This is a genomic window from Microcoleus sp. CAWBG58 (assembly GCF_020883045.1).
Lineage (GTDB): Bacteria > Cyanobacteriota > Cyanobacteriia > Cyanobacteriales > Microcoleaceae > Microcoleus.
On the sequence record NZ_JAHRFA010000030.1, the window covers coordinates 20082 to 38415 of the forward strand.

At 44.0% G+C, this 18334-nt stretch carries 15 protein-coding genes; 11 read left to right on the forward strand and 4 right to left on the reverse strand.

Going from position 1 to position 18334, the window contains the following annotated elements; all coding sequences use genetic code 11:
- The first annotated feature begins 25 nt into the window (after window positions 1-25).
- The 3 genes from QZ918_RS15395 (at window position 26) to QZ918_RS15405 (ending at window position 1872) form a co-directional block, all read left to right on the forward strand.
- Window positions 26-508, forward strand: coding sequence for a hypothetical protein (locus QZ918_RS15395; protein ID WP_293336447.1), 483 nt, complete (start codon window positions 26-28; stop codon window positions 506-508).
- A gap of 253 nt (window positions 509-761) precedes the next feature.
- Window positions 762-1568 (forward strand): serine O-acetyltransferase, encoded by an 807-nt coding sequence (gene cysE, locus QZ918_RS15400; RefSeq protein ID WP_293145383.1) that lies wholly within the window; start codon window positions 762-764, stop codon window positions 1566-1568.
- A 22-nt stretch (window positions 1569-1590) separates the two neighbouring features.
- The gene (locus QZ918_RS15405; RefSeq protein ID WP_293336449.1) at window positions 1591-1872 is read left to right on the forward strand and encodes a hypothetical protein; all 282 of its coding nucleotides are present in this window, start codon (window positions 1591-1593) and stop codon (window positions 1870-1872) included.
- A gap of 50 nt (window positions 1873-1922) precedes the next feature.
- Here QZ918_RS15405 and QZ918_RS15410 read toward each other — a convergent pair whose 3' ends face one another.
- Entirely contained in the window at window positions 1923-2504 is a 582-nt protein-coding gene (locus QZ918_RS15410) for an Npun_F5749 family FMN-dependent PPOX-type flavoprotein (RefSeq protein WP_293336451.1), read from the reverse strand.
- A 251-nt stretch (window positions 2505-2755) separates the two neighbouring features.
- Here QZ918_RS15410 and QZ918_RS15415 point away from each other — a divergent pair, with 251 nt between their 5' ends.
- Together QZ918_RS15415 and QZ918_RS15420 are read left to right on the forward strand one after the other, a co-directional pair.
- Window positions 2756-3874, forward strand: coding sequence for a tocopherol cyclase family protein (locus QZ918_RS15415; RefSeq protein WP_293336453.1), 1119 nt, complete (start codon window positions 2756-2758; stop codon window positions 3872-3874).
- Window positions 3875-3965: 91 nt separating this feature from the next.
- Window positions 3966-4181, forward strand: coding sequence for a hypothetical protein (locus QZ918_RS15420; protein WP_293336455.1), 216 nt, complete (start codon window positions 3966-3968; stop codon window positions 4179-4181).
- A gap of 22 nt (window positions 4182-4203) precedes the next feature.
- On the opposite strand, the gene QZ918_RS15425 is transcribed toward QZ918_RS15420, so the two are convergent.
- Window positions 4204-4923 carry a pentapeptide repeat-containing protein gene (locus tag QZ918_RS15425; RefSeq protein ID WP_293336457.1) on the reverse strand — a complete coding sequence of 240 codons (720 nt, stop codon included), beginning with the start codon at window positions 4921-4923 and terminating at the stop codon, window positions 4204-4206.
- A 618-nt stretch (window positions 4924-5541) separates the two neighbouring features.
- Between QZ918_RS15425 and QZ918_RS15430 the strand changes: the two genes are divergently transcribed.
- Window positions 5542-6255: a tetratricopeptide repeat protein gene (locus QZ918_RS15430; RefSeq protein ID WP_293336459.1), complete on the forward strand. Its 714-nt coding sequence runs from the start codon at window positions 5542-5544 to the stop codon at window positions 6253-6255.
- Window positions 6256-6384: 129 nt separating this feature from the next.
- Here QZ918_RS15430 and QZ918_RS15435 read toward each other — a convergent pair whose 3' ends face one another.
- Complete coding sequence (locus tag QZ918_RS15435; RefSeq protein WP_293336461.1) at window positions 6385-7740, reverse strand: peptidylprolyl isomerase; 1356 nt, start codon at window positions 7738-7740, stop codon at window positions 6385-6387.
- A 480-nt stretch (window positions 7741-8220) separates the two neighbouring features.
- Here QZ918_RS15435 and QZ918_RS15440 point away from each other — a divergent pair, with 480 nt between their 5' ends.
- Together QZ918_RS15440 and QZ918_RS15445 are read left to right on the forward strand one after the other, a co-directional pair.
- Window positions 8221-9432, forward strand: coding sequence for an RNA-guided endonuclease InsQ/TnpB family protein (locus QZ918_RS15440; RefSeq protein WP_293336463.1), 1212 nt, complete (start codon window positions 8221-8223; stop codon window positions 9430-9432).
- A gap of 116 nt (window positions 9433-9548) precedes the next feature.
- Window positions 9549-10100, forward strand: a complete 552-nt coding sequence (locus tag QZ918_RS15445; protein WP_293336465.1) for a peroxiredoxin — start codon at window positions 9549-9551, stop codon at window positions 10098-10100.
- A 351-nt stretch (window positions 10101-10451) separates the two neighbouring features.
- Here the strand turns inward: QZ918_RS15445 and QZ918_RS15450 are convergent, their stop codons facing one another.
- On the reverse strand, window positions 10452-10991 hold the full coding sequence (locus QZ918_RS15450) for a phosphate-starvation-inducible PsiE family protein (RefSeq protein ID WP_293336467.1): 540 nt from the start codon (window positions 10989-10991) through the stop codon (window positions 10452-10454).
- 373 nt (window positions 10992-11364) lie between these two features.
- Between QZ918_RS15450 and QZ918_RS15455 the strand changes: the two genes are divergently transcribed.
- From QZ918_RS15455 to clpS, 3 genes are all read left to right on the forward strand, one after another.
- Window positions 11365-11967 carry a superoxide dismutase gene (locus QZ918_RS15455; protein WP_293145357.1) on the forward strand — a complete coding sequence of 201 codons (603 nt, stop codon included), beginning with the start codon at window positions 11365-11367 and terminating at the stop codon, window positions 11965-11967.
- An 894-nt stretch (window positions 11968-12861) separates the two neighbouring features.
- Window positions 12862-17202, forward strand: a complete 4341-nt coding sequence (locus QZ918_RS15460) for a non-ribosomal peptide synthetase (RefSeq protein WP_293336470.1) — start codon at window positions 12862-12864, stop codon at window positions 17200-17202.
- A gap of 470 nt (window positions 17203-17672) precedes the next feature.
- On the forward strand, window positions 17673-17966 hold the full coding sequence (gene clpS, locus QZ918_RS15465) for an ATP-dependent Clp protease adapter ClpS (RefSeq protein WP_293145351.1): 294 nt from the start codon (window positions 17673-17675) through the stop codon (window positions 17964-17966).
- Window positions 17967-18334 lie beyond the last annotated feature (368 nt).

An 18334-nucleotide genomic window follows, 5' to 3' on the forward strand; every position in this document is an offset into this window, starting at 1 on the left:
TAAGTTGTGACAGAGGAGTATTGCCATGTTGTTTAATCCGCGAGCTCATTTCAAAAACGCTGCGATCTTAGCTGCGACTTGTGCGATCGCCACCCACCCCGTTTTAGCAGAAACAGCCAATTTCGGCACATTAATTTTATCGCGAGGTTTTGGAGCCCCAACAGCAGCTTTGAGAGGTTCCATAGGCGGATCGTACTCTCTATCTGCCATTGCCAACGCCGATCGCCACAAAAACAAATGTTTGGGTTTTGCCACCCCCACTCCCGACCACATCATACAGTTGCAGCAAAACTTTTCCAAACTCACCATCCAAGTCAACAGCGGAGGCAAGGACACCACCTTACTCGTACAAGGCCCTGGTAACACCGTGCGCTGCGGAGACGATACAGGTCAGAATAAAGATGCTGGCATTGTAGATTCAGACTGGCAAGCAGGCTCATACAAAATTTGGGTCGGCACACTCGAACCCGGAGTCAAGTCTAACTATACGATCTCAGTACAGGAATAACGTGCATCTGGGTTTGACATTTGTAGTGCGATCGCACTGTCAAAAAAAGCTCCACAGGAATAAAACGCAACGGCACTGTGGGATGGGGACGATCGAATATCCTCAAATTTTCTCGAAATCTCCCCCAATCTCCTCCAGGGACACTCCCCCAATCTCCCACTCCCCCAATCTCGCGATCGGTCAATAACTTCCCCCGTCGAGTAAAATGTAAGATCGAAAGTGCCGTGTTTAACCAAAATTGGTAAATCCGAAAGTGCTAAAGACTCTTAGAGCTGACTTCAGTATTATTTTCGATCGCGACCCTGCCGCTCGCAACTGGCTGGAAGTTTTGTTTTGTTACCCAGGTCTTCAGGCCCTAGTGCTGCACCGCCTCGCACACTGGCTTTACGTACTGGGCCTTCCCTTCATTCCCCGCTTAATTTCCCACATAGCTCGCTTTTTGACCGGCATTGAAATTCACCCAGGGGCAACGATCGGCAAAAGCGTCTTCATCGACCACGGTATGGGGGTTGTGATCGGCGAAACTGCGATCGTCGGCGATTTTGCCCTAATTTACCAAGGTGTCACCCTCGGCGGCACAGGCAAGGAAAGCGGAAAACGTCACCCTACCGTCGGTGAAAATGTAGTTGTCGGTGCCGGCGCCAAGGTACTCGGCAACTTGCTAATTGGCAACAACGTTCGCATCGGCGCCGGTTCCGTCGTCCTCCGCGACGTACCATCTGACTGTACAGTTGTAGGGATTCCCGGCCGCATCGTTTATCGATCGGGAGTGCGCGTCAATCCCCTAGAACACGGGAGTTTGCCGGATTCGGAAGCTGCGGTAATTCGCTCTTTGGTCGATCGTATCGAGTCCCTCGAACAGCAACTAAAAACTTTGCAGGCTCAACCATCTGCCTCATTAACTTCTGTTTCCAATTCCCACAATTTCCAATCAGTATCAGAAGCTTTAAACCAAGCCAGCAATGTAGCCTTAGCCGAAAAAACCCAGCCCGTTACAACCCCTAGCTGCAAGTTAAAAGATAAAGCAATTCAAGAATTTTTCGACGGCACCGGCATCTAAAATTTGAATTGGGAATTGGGAATTGGGAATTGGGAATTGGGAATTGGGAATTGGGAATTGGGCATGGGGCATGGGGCATGGGGCATTGGGCATTCGCCCGCCCAGGGCATTTGGCATTGGGCAAACAGGGCATTTGGCAAACAGGGGATTGGAACTGATATCATGTCCGGTCGATTACTATAACAAAAAACTGTTCGTAGTGTGGACTTCAGTCCGCAGCATATTGCGGACTAAAGTCCGCACTACGAACGGATATTATCGCGGTCAATCGACAGAAGACGATATGACAACAAATAACCAATAACCAATAACTAATGACTAATGACTAATGACTGCTGACTAATGACTTCTTTTTCAAGGATTGACCGATCGCACAAACCAATTGCCATCTCCGTCGCGCCCGTAAAGCGATCGGTTCTGGGGTTCCCCCCGCAACTCCAAAAAATCCACCGTTTCCGGTTCCAACAGCAGCAAGCAAAAACTAGGCAGCGGCTCGATCGCATCTGGGGAAGCACAATCAAAAGCAGTAGCCTCAGCCTTGTCTTCCCCAGGTTGGGGCCAACCAAATTGCGATCGAGCCCCCTCAGAAATCTCCTGCCAAGCTGTGCGGCGCGCTGCGTACAACTCTACATCTGGACAATCTGCCCCTGCCAAAAGTAGCTTTCCAGCAATCCGAAATTGTTCGCGAGTTTTAGGGAAATACCAGCAAATCTCCCCCCAAGGATAGAGATTAATTTCCTCTGCCTTTTGACTGCGAATATCTGTAATAAACTTTAACTGGTTGGTGTTTTCCAAAAAGCCTCGAAACACCACAGTGCGGTTAGCAGGACGCCCGTCAGGACGAACCGTTGCTAGTTGCAAGTAGCGGGCATAGGCAAGACTGCGGTTGCGGTGGAGCGATCGCGCCAAGGGCGATCGCCAAAGTGCTAAAGACATAATGAATATCCTATTATATTGGTTTTCATAAAGATGAGGTATGTTGTTGGGCTTTAGCCCTGTGAGTTTAGTAGTTATATGAGCTGTTAGTTATACCTCATCTTTTTGAGAAAGGCTATATATTGGTAATTGGCAATCAGTAATCCGTAATCTACTAAGCCTGCTTCTTGTTTATAGTTAATGACCAATGACCAATGACCAATGACCAATGACCAATGACTAATGACTATTTTTCTTATATTAGTAATTGTATGTCAAATTCACCCTCAAAACTCAAAACTATTGAAACTCCCCACAGCGGCTACCACTGGGACGGCAGTTCCCGGCGCTTTTTTGAAGGCTGGTACTACCGAATAACATTACCAATTCACGGACAATCCTTTGCATTCATGTATTCCATAGAAGACCCCAGAGGCGGTCAACCTTACAGCGGCGGTGCCGCCCAAATTCTTGGCCCCAAAGATAGCTATTTGTGCCGCACATTCCCCGATGTAAATAAGTTTTGGGCGCACCGAGACACATTGGGTTTAGGACATTGGGGCAAAACAGATTTACAAATGAAACCAGAATATTTAGAACCACAAGTATTCGACAGCCGCGTCCAAGAAGGGTATCAAGCTACTGCTACTTTAAATCAAGGTTATCTGCACGATCCAGGAACTGGCAAGCACTGTTTTTGGCAGTACCAAATCCAACCTATTTACGGCTGGGGAAACTCCGACGAACTCCAAAAATCTACAGCCGGAATGCTATCTTTTTTGCCAGTGTTTGAGCCTGGATGGCAAATTTTAATGGCTCGCGGTTTAGCCACGGGTTGGATCGATTGGAACGGCGAACGCTATGAATTTAAAGACGCTCCCGCTTACACCGAAAAAAACTGGGGCGGTGCTTTTCCGCAAAAATGGTTTTGGATAAATTCCAATTGTTTTCAAGGCGAAAGCGATTTAGCATTAACTGCTGGGGGTGGCAAGCGGGGCGTGCTGTGGTGGATGGAATCGGTAGCAATGATTGGCATCCATTACCGAGGCAAATTCTACGAATTTGTGCCTTGGAATTCCCAAGTAACTTGGAATATTGAACCTTGGGGAAGTTGGAAAATGCAGGCGAGAAACAGCCAGTTTGAAGTTGAGTTAAGTGGCAGTACAAAGAGTTCTGGCACCTATGTGCGAACTCCTACAGCCAAGGGTATGGCTTTTTGCTGCCGCGATACGACGCATGGCGAATTGCGATTGCAACTGCGAGAATTGTTGGGGGGAAATGTTGAAAAAAATGGCAAGCAGCGCTCTAAAATTATCTTAGAGGCTCAAAGTTATTTGGCAGGTTTAGAAGTTGGCGGCGGGCCTTGGGATGCAGTTTGGCGATCGAATTAAGTTATTAGTCATTAGTCATTAGTCATTAGTCATTGGGCATTGAGCATTGGGCATTGGGCATTGAGCATTGGGCATTGGGCATTATTCATTAGTGCGAGCGTCCCCGCTCGCGAACAAAATCTGTCAACTGTCAACTGTCAACTGTCAACTGTCATTAGTGCTGTCCCCGATCGCAAACAACATCTGTCAACTATCAACTGTCAACTGTCAACTGTCATTAGTGCTGTCCCCGATCGCGAATAGCATCAGTCATCAGTCGATCAATTGTCAACTGTCAACTGTCAACTGTCAACTGTCAACTGATTAACGCTATCAACTGTATTCAGACTTTAGTTTAAATTAAAGCCAAGTTCTTCATTATTAATAGAGCCGTCCGGCATTATTGCCCCATTCAGCACCGCACCTCTGAGATTTGCTCCCGTTAAATTAGCGCCTTCTAAATTAGCATTGCTCAGATTCGTAACTTGCTTGGAACCTCGGAAAAAGAAACTGTGCAAGTCAGCATTTGTCAAATTAGTGTCTGCCAGATTAGCATATTGCAAATCAGCACCGTGCAGGGTCGCATCAGTTAAATTAGCTTGGGTGAGATTGCTTCCCCAAAGTCGAGAATCCAACAAATTAGCATCTTGTAAATTGGCGCGACTCAGATTTGCCAAAGTCAGATTAGCATCCCACAATTTGGTGCGGTTGAAATTAGCTTCGGTCAAATTGGCTCGACTGAGATCCGTCCCCAAAATATCAGCATTTGCTAAATTGGCGCTGGTGAGATCTGCGTCAGAAAGGTCAGCATTTTTTAAATTAGCACCGGACAAGTTGGCACCGCTCAGGTTGGCACCGCTCAAGTTGGCTTCTTGGAGATTAGCTCCTCGCAAATCGGCAGCGCTCAAATCGCATTGCTTCCACAGAAAGCTGACGCACCAATTATCTTTTAATAGCTGATTCACATCCTCGGCATTCGCGGCAATCACAGGAGGAGTTAAGTAGAGAGTGAACAGGACGATCGCCAATACTGTCGCGAAGAAAGTTTTTAACGTCAGAACTATTTTCATTGACACTAATTGCCATAGATTCTTGATGTGTAATCAGAGCATATCAAAGAATAAGCAACTTTCATCGGCAATATTACTCAAAAATATTAGTGAAATGTCGATCGCCCTTAGCCCAGCCCCCAACTTAACCCGGCCAGTTACGGGTGAATCGTCTTACCTAGAAAACGGGTTGCTTCACAGATGCGTCGGTGCTACAGATGTTTTTTCCCTAAACCCTGTATCAGATGCTCGCAAGTGCGATCGGAATTTACTGATAGCATATCTTGCGACAATGTAATAAGCTGTTGCCCATTTAAATTGTATATTTTAATAAACTATTCTCCTCCACCGTCAAATATTCTCCACATCTTGCTCTCTCCCTCTTTCTCTGGTGAATCTGGCCAGCAAAAATAAATTGTTCAGTTCGCTTAAAGCTACGAAATTTAGGGGTTTATAGACGCAAGTATCCTTAATTGTGACTGGCATCACGAACTACACCCAACTGTCATCACACAAATCAATCTTCAAGCATCACCAAATCTCGTCAAACTTATCACCTCTGTGAGAGTACGGATATCACTGTCAGTAGCTGACAATATGCAAGAAAATTAGAGCATACAGTTAAACACCCGCCCTCCCATGCGTACTATCCCCTTTCTCCCGAGTCAATTAGCTGTCACAACTATTTTCAATTCGATCGAATTTTTGGGATTCGCCAATACTTCAGGTAAAGTATTTTCTGGCGAGCAAGCCCAAGCGCGACAAGAGGCAAATTTAGACGTTAGCACCAAGAAGGTTTACAGTGCAGCTTTAAAAAGTCTCGAACAAAAAGACTTGCACGCTGCGATTAAAAATTTCACCGCCACAATCAACATTAATCCGCAATTCGCACCAGCTTACAACGATCGCGGTGTTGCCCGCTACAGATTAGGCGACAAACAATCTGCGATCGCAGATTTAACTACCGCCATCGAACTCAATCCCTATCGAGCCAAGTATTACAACAATCGGGCGTTTATGCTAGCTGGCTTAAAAGATTACGCTGGGGCGATCGCAGATTACAACTCAGCACTCCTGCTCAAACCCAATTTATCTCAAGCTTACTTCAACCGAGGCACTATCCACCTGCAAATGGAAAATTCCCTCGCAGCACTAGCTGATTTTGAATCAGCAATTCGCCTCGATCGCAATTTTGCTAAAGCTTACTTCAACCGAGGAGTGACTAGATATAAATTGAGAGAGGTGCAGGGAGCATTTGAAGATTTTCAGAAAGCCGCAGGGCTGTTTAAGCAGCAGGCGAGAATGGATTGCTATCAAGATGCTGTCTCTAAACTTAGAAAGTTATGTTATTAATTAAATTTGGCATAAGCCATAAAAAATAGATTGTACAACCAGGGGCTGGCATCTAATAAAAGATATGGATATTGAGCCGAAAAGCATTAGAAATTGGGTCGATTTCAACTCGACCCAATTCACTTAAAACTACCCAATCCTTAAGGCTGCATCGCCAGTGGGCAAATCATTAGGACGAGGAACAACCGGAGACAAAGGAATTGCAAAAACTGCATTTTTGACGGAATCGACCGTAGCATTTTTGACAATAGCAGGAGAGCCAGCCAAGTTAATTAAAGTATCGCTACCAGATTGAGTGAATGTAGTATCCGATAATTTTCCTGTCAAAGCAATGCGATCGCCCTCCGCTGGTTTAAAATCAAGTATTGTATGATTAGTTGGGACTAACAGAATAAAAGGCAGACTCGCAGGATCGACTCCGACCAAAACAAAAGTATCTGCACCATTACCTCCAGTCATAGTATCGTTGCCCGTATCCCCAATCAAAATATCATTTCCATCGCCACCATTTAAGACATCATTCCCTCGCCCACCCCTTAAAAAGTCGTTACCAGCATCGCCATTAACAATATCGTCGCCTAAATTTCCGTTGATAATATCGTTACCAATACCACCGCTAATTGAGTCGCTACCTTTACCACCTCTGAGAAAGTCGTCCCCTCCTTCGCCAGTGATAGTGTCGTTTCCTTGGCCGCCGTTGATGGCATCATCAATCGATGAACCGATAATGCGATCGTTTGCGCTACCTCCGCGCACGCCCGTGGGGTTTTGCTGAGAGTCTTGGGCAGTAACTTGATAGTTATTTGGGGTATTAGGCAAATTGAGCGATCGCAAAGGCAGATTTACAAAATTAGTATTATTCACAAAACTATTCAACACAGCAGCATTGGGAATAATACTCGAAACCCGACTGGGGACAATCCCTGCAACGACTTTGGCACTCGAAATGCGATCGCCCTGCTGCACCGCATTAACCGTCTCAAACCCTTGAATTACATTCCCAAAAACAGCATAATTCCCATCCAAAAACGGCAAAGCATCCAAAGCAAAATAGAACTGCGAAGAAGCCGTATTTAAACCACTATTAGAACGAGCCATTGCCACCGCCCCTTTTGTATGGGGCAACTGTGGCCTTTGCGTCACAACTTGGTTGTAAACTGGCTGTGCTGCCCCTTGCGGCTTGATTTCCAAAGGAATAAAACGCGCCTGATTAGTATCCGGATCTATAAAATTACCCGTTCCCAATTGACCCGCCGGAATGCTAGTATCCTTGCTGCGCGGATCGCCCCCTTGCACCACAAAAGGATCTGGTTGTCGCACAACTCGGTGAAACATCACCCCATCGTAGGTGCCACGTTCAACTAAATCAACAAAATTTCCCCCAGTAATCGGCGCATTAGTGCCGTCTACTTCGATTACCACCGGTTGACCATTAATTACCTGGACTACTGTAACTTTGCCTGTTAACGGGAGTGCAGCGCTCATAAGTAAATTTCTATTTGAGTGAGTGATATTTCGGTTTGATACCAAATCCTGGTTAAATGTTCCCTTTATTTCTTAGCCCGCAGCAGCGAGCTTCCTCTCTATAAAAGCGGTTTTAACCGCCGAATCATCAAAGAGGCGGGTAACTCGGATTTAGCTAGCACAGCAGAATCCCCACACTATACCTGTACTCAGGTTAGTGTAGGATGAATGCGAGGCAATGAGAAATTGACCGACGAGCAATATTGAACGCAGTTCAATCAGCGATATTGGTCGGTGACGAATTGCCAATCTTTGATGCTGGCAACGAATCAATCAGCTCTTCAATTACTTGAGTCATTGTCTTATCGGATTGAACAGCGTATAGCTGTAGCTTATGAAAACGTCGCTCAGACATCCTTAATCTTAATTGTTTGTTTTTCATATGGTTACACAATGGTTACACAATTATGCTAACATAGTGGTAACAGGAGGTAAAAACAAATGAGGATGGCATACCAGTACAAATTACGCCCAAGCAAACAACAAGCAATAGAATTAGACAGATGGTTGTCTATGCTTTGCGCTCAATATAACTATTTGTTGGCAGATAGATTTAACTGGTGCGAACAAAATCGTTGTCCTATCAATGCTTGTCCTCTTGTTTGTCACCTTCCAGAATTACGAGACAATCCCGATTACTACAGTCAAAAGAAAACACTACCTGACCTCAAGAAAACTCATCCTTGGTATGGCGAAATTTACTCACAAGTTCTACAGGATATTGTCAAGAGAGTTAAGGTAACTTTTGAGAGATTTTTGAAGGGTGACAGTAACGGAAAACGTAGCGGCAGACCGAGGTTTAAGTCTCGCAACCACTACAGAACTTTTACCTATCCTCAAATGAAGGATGGATGCTTGCAAAACAATTTAATCAATCTTCCGATGTTTGGAAAAGTTAAGGTTATTTTGCATCGTCCCATTCCGAATGGTTTCAAAATCAAAACTGCTTCTGTCACTAAAAAAGCTGACGGTTACTATTTAACCCTCAGCCTGGAAGATGCGACAGTCCCAACAATTAAACCCGATTTCAATCCAGAGTTAATAACTGGTATCGATGTTGGCTTAAAGGAGTTCTTGACAACTTCTGAGGGTGAAACTGTTGCTATACCTCAACATTACCGGAAGTCTCAAAAACGTTTAAAAGTTATTCAGAAACGTGTTTCCCGTCGTCAAAAAGGAAGCAACCGAAGATTGAAAGCGGTAAAACAGTTGGGTAAGCAGCATAAAAAAGTTGCCGACAAACGTAAAGATTTTCATTTCAAAACAGTTAACAAATTGTTAAAAAAATATGATGTTGTCGCGGTTGAAGATTTGAATATCAAAGGACTTGCGCGTACATGGTTGGCAAAATCTGTTCTTGATGCCGGATGGTCAAGCTTTCTGTCGATACTAAAAAACAAAGCCGAAAATGCTGGTTTGTTGGTTGTCCCAGTTAAAGCGTCTGGCACGAGTCAAGATTGTTCCAATTGTGGCGAGAAAGTACCTAAAAAACTGCATGACAGATGGCACGACTGTCCGCATTGTGGATGTAGTCTTGACCGCGATCTTAATGCGGCAATAAATATAAAAAACAGAGCGGTAGGGCATTCCGTTCTTAAAGCTCATCGAGTATCCGAAGCAATAGCTGGATTTGGTGAGAAGCCTACACGCTAACTGTACGAGCGTCAGTGTAGGAGTATGTCACTATTAGAAGCAATTCGCAAATTGCCCCTACCCATTTAATCAGAAAACTGTAAACTTGTGTTAAGTACAGTTCTACTTGTTAATTTATGATTTCCCGGCGCAAGTTTTTTAGCACTTTATTGGCAATTTGTCTAGCCTTTCTGAGTTTCAATTTTGCCCCTCCAGCCTTGGCCCTCGGCGGCAAGCTGCCGGCGGTGAATCAAGCCGCACCAGACTTTAGTTTGCCGACAAACAGCGGCGACGGGCAAATCTCGCTGTCCGATTATCGCGGGAAGTGGCTGGTAGTCTACTTCTATCCCAAAGATTTTACATCCGGTTGTACGATCGAAGCGCGTCGATTCCAGCAAGACTTACCAAAATACCTAGCAAAAAACACTCAAATCATCGGCATCAGCGCCGATGATGTCAACTCCCACGCGGAATTTTGCGATTCTGAAGGCTTAAAATTTCCGCTATTAGCAGATACCGACGGCAAAATAAGTAAAGCTTACGGTTCTTGGATGAGTTTTATCTCATCCCGCCACAGTTTTATTATTGACCCAGAAGGAATTTTGCGGGAAACATTTGTCAAAGTTAATCCCGCCATTCACTCCAAAGAAGTATTAGCTCGTCTAGGCGAATTGCAGGCGAACAGCTAATATTGTGTCACCTCGAATAACCCAAATCAAATAGGTTCGTAGTGAGGACTTTAGTCCTTCTCCTCTATTTTCATATAACTAAAGTGCTGACCGCGAACCGCAATCAAATAGGTTCGTAGTGAGGACTTTAGTCCTTCCCCTCTATTTTCAGATGACTTTAATCCTCAATACAGGTTCGTAGTGAGGACTTTAGTCCTTCCCATGTTCGTAGCGAGGACTTTAGTCATTCCCCTCTATTTTCATATGACTTTAATCCTCACTACGAAAGTTATCATGGTTATTTTACAACAGACGATAAATTGTAACCATACAAGCTGTAGAGCAAATTTCAAATCGCCTGTCTCGCCATACTCAATGAGAATTGAACTTACTATTTACAGCCACAGGTTCCGGAGAAGATTCTGGCTCTGACAGATTTCTTTTTCGGCTAGCAAAACGGCGTTCCGGGTCAATTCCCTCAAAAGTTGGTGGCAACCAAACTCGGATGACCAACAATATTCCCAAAACCAGCAAAAATCCACCTGTTGACAATATTTGAACCCAGGGAGTTTCCAGAACACCCCGCACGATAACTTCTCGCAAAACAGAGACAATACAAACTTCAACCGCCACACCAATTGAAACGCGCTGCTCTTGCAAATAAATAATTAAAAGCCGAAATAATTCCACCAAAACTAAGAGAAATAGAATGTCTGCTGTCACTTGCTGAAAATTCAAAGGAGGCAGCAGCGAGAAAAACATTTCTCGCAGTTCCAGTACCATGAAACAGAACAAACCAATACACAAAGAAATAACAATTAAGTCTTGAACTGTTTCCAGACCGCTGACTATTAGTTTCAAATTCAACCATTTAGGAGGAGAATTGGTCTGATTGTTTGAACGGTTTTCCATTGGCTGCTCCGGCAATTTGTTGGACTTGCTTACAGCTTAAGTTAAATTGAGCTTATATTTGATAAAAAAACAGGTTTAATTTATTTATAACCATCATTAAAATTCTGTCTAGTGACAATTTCTTACCAACTTTTATATATTGCCCAGGCGGGTTGACTTTTAGGCAATGTTTGTGCTATGTGAAATTTGGTATTAGTAGATTTGGTGAAAAGTAGAATTCAAGCTTCTAAAATGCTGCAATTGAGATAAAATATGAGAATTGTCAAAAATTAATTACGACAGCTTGATAAACTCAAGCTAGCGACTCTAGGCTCAAATCATACAAAAGCCGGAAAGTCAACCCAAAAAAGCCACCAAGAGAGGATTGAACACAATGGCATTTACACTCGCACCATTACCCTTCGCCGCTGACGCCCTAGAGTCAGGTCATATGTCGGCCAACACGTTTTCGTTCCACCACGACAAGCACCATGCTGCTTACGTGACCAATCTCAACAAACTGATTGAAGGCACCGAACTAGCCAGCAAATCCCTAGAAGAAATTGTAATGGAATCTGCCAAAGATCCATCCAAAGCCGGCATCTTCAACAATGCAGGTCAAGTTTGGAACCACAATTTCTTTTGGAATTCCCTCAAAGCGGGCGGCGGCGGCACTCCGACAGGAGCTTTAGCTGATAAAATCAATACCGACTTTGGCAGCTTCGACAAATTCAAAGAAGAATTTAAGGCTGCTGCGACAACTCAGTTCGGTAGTGGTTGGGCTTGGCTGGTTTTGGACAACGGTACTTTAAAAGTTACCAAAACTGCTAACGCTGACACCCCGCTAGCACACGGCCAAACTCCTTTGCTGACTTTGGATGTGTGGGAACACGCTTATTATTTGGATTTCCAAAATCGCCGTCCCGATTACATTGCTAATTTCCTAGACAATTTGGCTAACTGGGATTTCGCAGCAGCAAATTTGGCTGCGGCTTAGTAACATCTGAGTTTTAGAACGGAAGTCCTCACCACGAACTTTTATCGGTTTGTAGTGAGGACTTTAGTTTTTGTTTCCGAGGACTGAAGTTCTCGCTACTAATACCAGTAATGGGTTATGGGTAATTGGTAATTGGTAATTGGTGAGGGGCTTTTAAGCTTTTAACCTGAAAGCTTTTTTCTGATTGCCAACTACGGATTACCCACTATCGATTACCGATTATCCAAATACCATCTTTCAGAAATCGCGCTACATAACAATTATTGGATTTGTTGATTTTGCCCGATGTGTAAGGTGCATCGCCAGTCGAAAAGTCGATTAAATGCGAGGTCTTGAAAGAGAGCGACACACTCTAAAAATACAGTCGCATCATTTTTAACAAATGGTATAACTTAATAGGTTCGCTTAGTTCTGCAAAAGTAATGATGTAATTCGATGTAACCATTTCTATATAAGGATTAAGAATGCGAAAAACATTAATTGTAGACCACTAAGTAGGTCGGCGCTGTAAAATGCAAATATGTAAACGATTGTAAAGTATTCAAATACACATCTAGCAGCACTGGTTTGTTTTGTTTACATATTGTTACATAATAAAGTTTATTTAATCTCGCCTACTTACTGAAATGGATGTAAGAATAGGTGTGGTATTTTAGGAATTTCCACTGCCTTGCACGGTATCTTAACCTTTGCAGATCGAGCCATGTGTGGGAGGGAAGGGATAGTAAAGACCTCCCGCCCTCGCAAAATCGGCACGTTTCTCCTTGCTATGGCAATTTTGTTGTGACAGATAGATGTGGGGACAGATAAATGTGTGGACAGATAGATGTCTGGAGAGATATATTTTAAATATTGGGTGCAGAAACTTTTAACATAACTTTGGGAGTCTAGAAAATGACAAAAAATGTATCGGTAGTGATTCCATCTTATAATTGCGCCCAATTTTTACCGGAAGCGATTGAGAGCATTCTGGAACAAAGCTACCCTCCGTTTGAGGCGATCGTAGTAGACGATGGCTCTACTGATGATACGAAAGAAGTTTGCGATCGCTACCCGAAAGTAACATACGTCTATCAAAAAAACCAAGGTGTTGCTGCTGCACGCAATACTGGGCTGCGGGTTAGTACGGGAGAGTATATTGTTTTCCTGGATAGTGATGACTGCCTTTTACCTGAAGCGATCGAGATTGGAGTCAAGCATCTCAACGCCCTGCCAGAGGTGGGCTTTGTCTTTGGTCGTTATTTCTTCTATTCTATTCAACCTGATGGCTCCTACAAAGTAGAAGAGAAATATGAGAATCAGCCTGAAGTTGCTAATTATGAAACTATTTTAGCTATCCGGCATAGGATTCAATGCGGTTGTATTATGTTTCGCCGTGCTGCCCTCGATACTATCGCCATTGAGTCTATCGGTGCATTTGATCCAAGTGTATTAGCGATCGAAGATTACAATTTATGTTTGCGAATTGCCTGTATTTTTCCTATCTATTTCCACGGTGAAGTCGTTTTTCAATATCGCTACACTGGCAATAACATATCTAGTAAATCGACCTACTTTCTGATCCATGCAATTCGAGAGCATTCTCAGCAATGGAGTTACGTTGAACAAACTAAAAGAGAAGAATATATAGTTGCTTATGAAGAAGGAAAAAAGCACTGGACTAAGCTTTTGGGAGATCGATTGCCTTACGAAATCCAGAGATATATACGAGCTAAAGAATGGGTCGCAGCCTTGGGGATCCTGAGATTAATCTTGTATTACGATCCCAAATTCCAATCTATCGATCGCGAAATCTACGAAACATCCTATGCAACTCTGATGTCAGAGCTACGAAAGCTCCCATTGCAAGACTCCTTAGCCTATTGGAAAAAACAACTTGCTGGAGCCCCTCCTTTATTACCCCTACCCACTGACAGACCGCGCCCCCCAGAGCAATCCTTTCGGGAAGCTTCTGTGTCTTTTGGCATTTCTGGGGAAATCGCGACTGCCTTAGGTATATTGGCCGAGCAGGAAGGGGTCACTCTCTCAACAACCCTGTTAGCCGCCTTTAATATTTTGCTGTATCGCTATACAGGTACAGAAGACGTGATTGTTGGCTCCCCTTTTGTGAGCCGTGTGAATTCAGAAAATTTTGTGAATGCTGTCCCCCTTCGTACAGATATGTCCGGCAATCCCACGTTCCTAGAGTTTCTGGGACGAGTGAGGAAAGTCGTTTTGTTAGCGCAAACCTATAAAGATGTACCCTATTGTTTGTTGGTCGATCAATTTTCTCCCGAGATCGACTTGAGCTATTCTCCTCTGTTTCAAGTGACCTTTGTCTTTGAGGAAAAACTTCCCTTCCAAGGGAGCGATCGGTCAAGATTAACAGCAAGTCCTTGGGTGATTGAAAATAACGAAGGGAAGTTTGACTTAACTTTGTTCTTAAAACCAACCAGCGAAGGATTGGAGGGGAGTTGGTCTTACAGCACGGATTTGTTTGATGCAGAAACCATTGAACGAATGAACGAGCATTTCCAGATTTTGTTGGCTGGGATTGTGGCTCATGCAGAACAACCGATTTCTGCATTGCCGTTGTTGCCAGACAAAGAGAAAAATGTGTTGCTTGTGGAATGGAATCAGACTCAAATAGATGAGTCACAATATCGATGTCTCCACCACTTAGTGACTCAACAAGCAGAAGCAACTCCAGAGAAAATTGCGGTTTCATTTGAAGGTCAAAGATTAACTTACCAAGAACTGCATCAACGCTCCAATCAACTAGCCCACTATTTACAAAAAAAAAGGGTAAAGCCAGATGATTTAGTTGGCATTTGTGTCGAGCGTTCTCTGGAAATGCTGGTGGGATTATTAGGTGTGCTGAAGGCGGGCGGAGCCTATGTTCCCATAGATCCGAACTACCCGGACGATCGCGTCGAATACATGATCGAGAATTCCAAAGCCAAAGTATTGTTAACACAACAGCAGCTTGTCAAGAACCTGCCTACCAAAGCAGCCAAAGAAGCATTGGTCATCTGTGTGGATGCGGATTGGTCTCTCATTGCCCAAGAGAGTCACGAAACACCGATCGCAAATGTTACGCCAGAAAATATGGCCTACGTCATTTACACGTCTGGTTCTACGGGTAAGCCCAAAGGCGTACAAGTTCTTCACCGGGGGGCAGTCAATTTTTTACGTTCGATGCGCGAGCAACCGGGAATTTGTGAGGCGGATATTTTGCTGTCTGTCACCACTCTCTCGTTTGATATTGCAGTCTTAGAACTGTACTTACCCCTGACTGTGGGAGCGCAGGTTGTCATCCTGAGTCGGGAAGCTGCTATGGATGGCAGAAAATTATTAAAGACGATCGTCCAATTGGGGATTACGATATTGCAAGCTACCCCAGCCACTTGGCGATTATTGCTGGAATCGGGTTGGGAAGGTAACTCCCCGATGAAAATGCTCTGCGGTGGGGAAGCCATGCCTAAAGAATTGGCTGCCCAATTGTTAGCCAAAGGTACGGAACTTTGGAATATGTACGGGCCGACAGAAACAACAGTTTGGTCAACGGTTTATCAAGTCAAAGATGCCGAACAGCGAATTTTAATTGGTAAGCCGATCGCCAATACCGATATCTACATCTTAGATCCTCTCCTGCAACCCGTTCCCATTGGGGTGGCTGGAGAATTACATATTGGTGGTTCAGGATTAGCCCGGGGCTATTTGCAACGTGACGATTTAACGACAGAGAGATTTATTCCTAATCCCTTTCGTCCAAGCGAACGAATCTACAAGACGGGGGACTTAGCGCGTTATTTGCCAGATGGAAATATTGAGTGCTTGGGGCGGCTAGATTTTCAAGTCAAAATTCGCGGTTTTCGGATCGAACTCGGTGAAATCGAGTCTGTTTTGGTCAAAGATCCCAAGGTGCAGCAAGCGGTGGTCATCGTCAGGGAAGATGTTCCAGGCGACAAGCGTCTAGTAGGCTATATTGTCTCCCTCAACAATCAGAACCCCACCATCCAAGAACTGCGAAGTCTGCTCAAGGAGTACGTACCAGAATATATGGTGCCGTCTATCTTTGTTTTCTTGGAAGCTCTACCCCTAACACCTAATGGTAAGGTCGATCGTAAAGCTTTGCCTGCACCTGAACAATCTCGCGAAACAAAAGCAGTCGAATCCGCCACTCCAAATCCTCCCGTTCTCTCCGAGACTACAATTAAAGTAAAGCAAGAAAAGCCAAGAGAATTGGCAGCTCCCCAGGATGATTTGGAACTTCAACTCGTCCAGATTTGGGAAAAAGTCTTGCATACTTCACCTATCAGTACCACAGATAATTTTTTCGAGTTGGGAGGACATTCCCTATTAGCGATATCGCTAATTCGTGAAATAGAGGAAACTTACAAGCAAGAGCTATCTTTAGCTATCCTTTTCCAATCGCCAACAATTCAGCAGTTGGCTAACACCCTTCGCGAAGAAGGATGCTTGTCTTCTGCACAGGCTTTAGTCACGATTCAGGAAGGCAGTTCCAAACTACCTTTATTCTTCATTTACGGCATATTTCTTTACTATGATTTGTCAAGACACCTCGGCAAAGACCAGACCTGTTATGGAGTTTATCTCAACGAGGAAGTCAGTATGTTCCAAAAGGATAAACTTGACAAATCACCAACGGATTTAGTGAGTGTTGCAGATATGGCAACTCGCTATCTCAAAGAAATCCAAAAACATCAACCTAAAGGGCCTTACCTCCTAGCGGGTGAGTCATTAGGTGGCTTAGTAGCCTTTGAAATGGCACATCTACTTCATTTACAGGGTGAGGAGGTAGCTTTACTGGGTCTTTTGGATAGTGCGATTCCAGGAAAAAACAAACTGTCATTCAGCCAGAAGCTGGCTTTTCATCTCAAAAAGCTGCGCCAACAAGGGCTTCCCTATTTGTTAAAAAAGATCCTAAAATCGAAGACTAAATCGACTTCTGACATGATGATTAAGAATCATAAGGTAGATCCTGGAGTAGAGTTTCGGAATTACGCTTTCAACAGTTACAAGCCACAACCTTATCCAGGCAGGGCGGTTTTGTTCCGAGCGAAGGATGAAAGTCACTTTAGCACTTTGGAAAACTGGAAGGATCTGGCAGTTGGAGGATTAGACATATATGATATCCCTGGAGATCATCTAAGTATTCTTCAAGAACCCAATGTCCCTGTCTTGGCCGAAAAAATGAAAGTGCATATCGATCGAGCCTTAGCAAAACTTTAGGTTGTTCAGTTGAACGACTTATAAAAGCGATTCAACAGGCTATGACAGATCGAACAATGCGTCAAAGCGCCGCCAATCTGGCGGCGCAAATCCAAGCTGAAGATGGGATTGCCAATGCAGTTGCTATCGTACAGAAAATCTAAAATCGTGGGACTGTTTGCGAATAACCGATATTCTACAGGAGGAATTCAAAAGGGAGCATCTCATTTTTGAAAAAAGCATTTTTTATTATATTGCGCGCTGTCGCGCTCTCGCGAGTGCTGTAACACTCGCTCTTCGGGGATAGCACTATAGTAAATGCAAAACTGAGATCCTCCCATTCAAAATCCCGTAAGTCATTCCCGAATCTAAAATCTAAAATCCGCGAAGGGGGTAGTAAATGCCGAGTCCGGTTGAAAAATATTAAGTTGTGTTATAGTGCTATAGGTAACTCATTTACAAATTTTGTAGTATCAGTGGCTGTTCGCGCGATGACCTCTTCACCAACCATAGCACCCGTTCGATCGAGTCAAGTTACCCGCAAGCCTTATCCAAATTATCGGGTAATAGTCCTCAACGACGATTTCAATACATTTCAGCACGTTGTGGAATGTCTGACTAAGTACATTCCAGGCATGACGAGCGATCGAGCTTGGAAACTCGCCGATCAAATCCACAACGAAGGCCAAGCCACCGTCTGGGTTGGCCCGCAAGAGCAAGCAGAACTTTATCATATGCAATTGAGCCGTGCTGGGCTGACAATGGCTCCCCTAGAGTCCACTTAACTGCTATTGACAATCCTGGAGACATTTTAACCAAAATCTCTCCGGGGCGAGCCGTGCGATGAAAGCAATCTCAGCCTCAAAGAGATTGCTTTCATCGTATTGCACCTCAGACAAGGAATATTGGTGTTGGTGCTGATTTACCAACTCAAATTGTTGATATTTTAGGATTTACACGCGCGGGTGAGAAACCCCGTTTATTCTTAAATACTGCGCTTCCACACCAATATTTCTCGCATAAACCTGGTTTCTGATGCGTTTAGTGTATTTATCTACTTAAATTTTTAAGACCACACTTTGGTTAATAAAGATATCTACAGGCTGATTTAAATCCAGAACTTATTGGAGTCTGCTTAGCTCAATTTGAAACC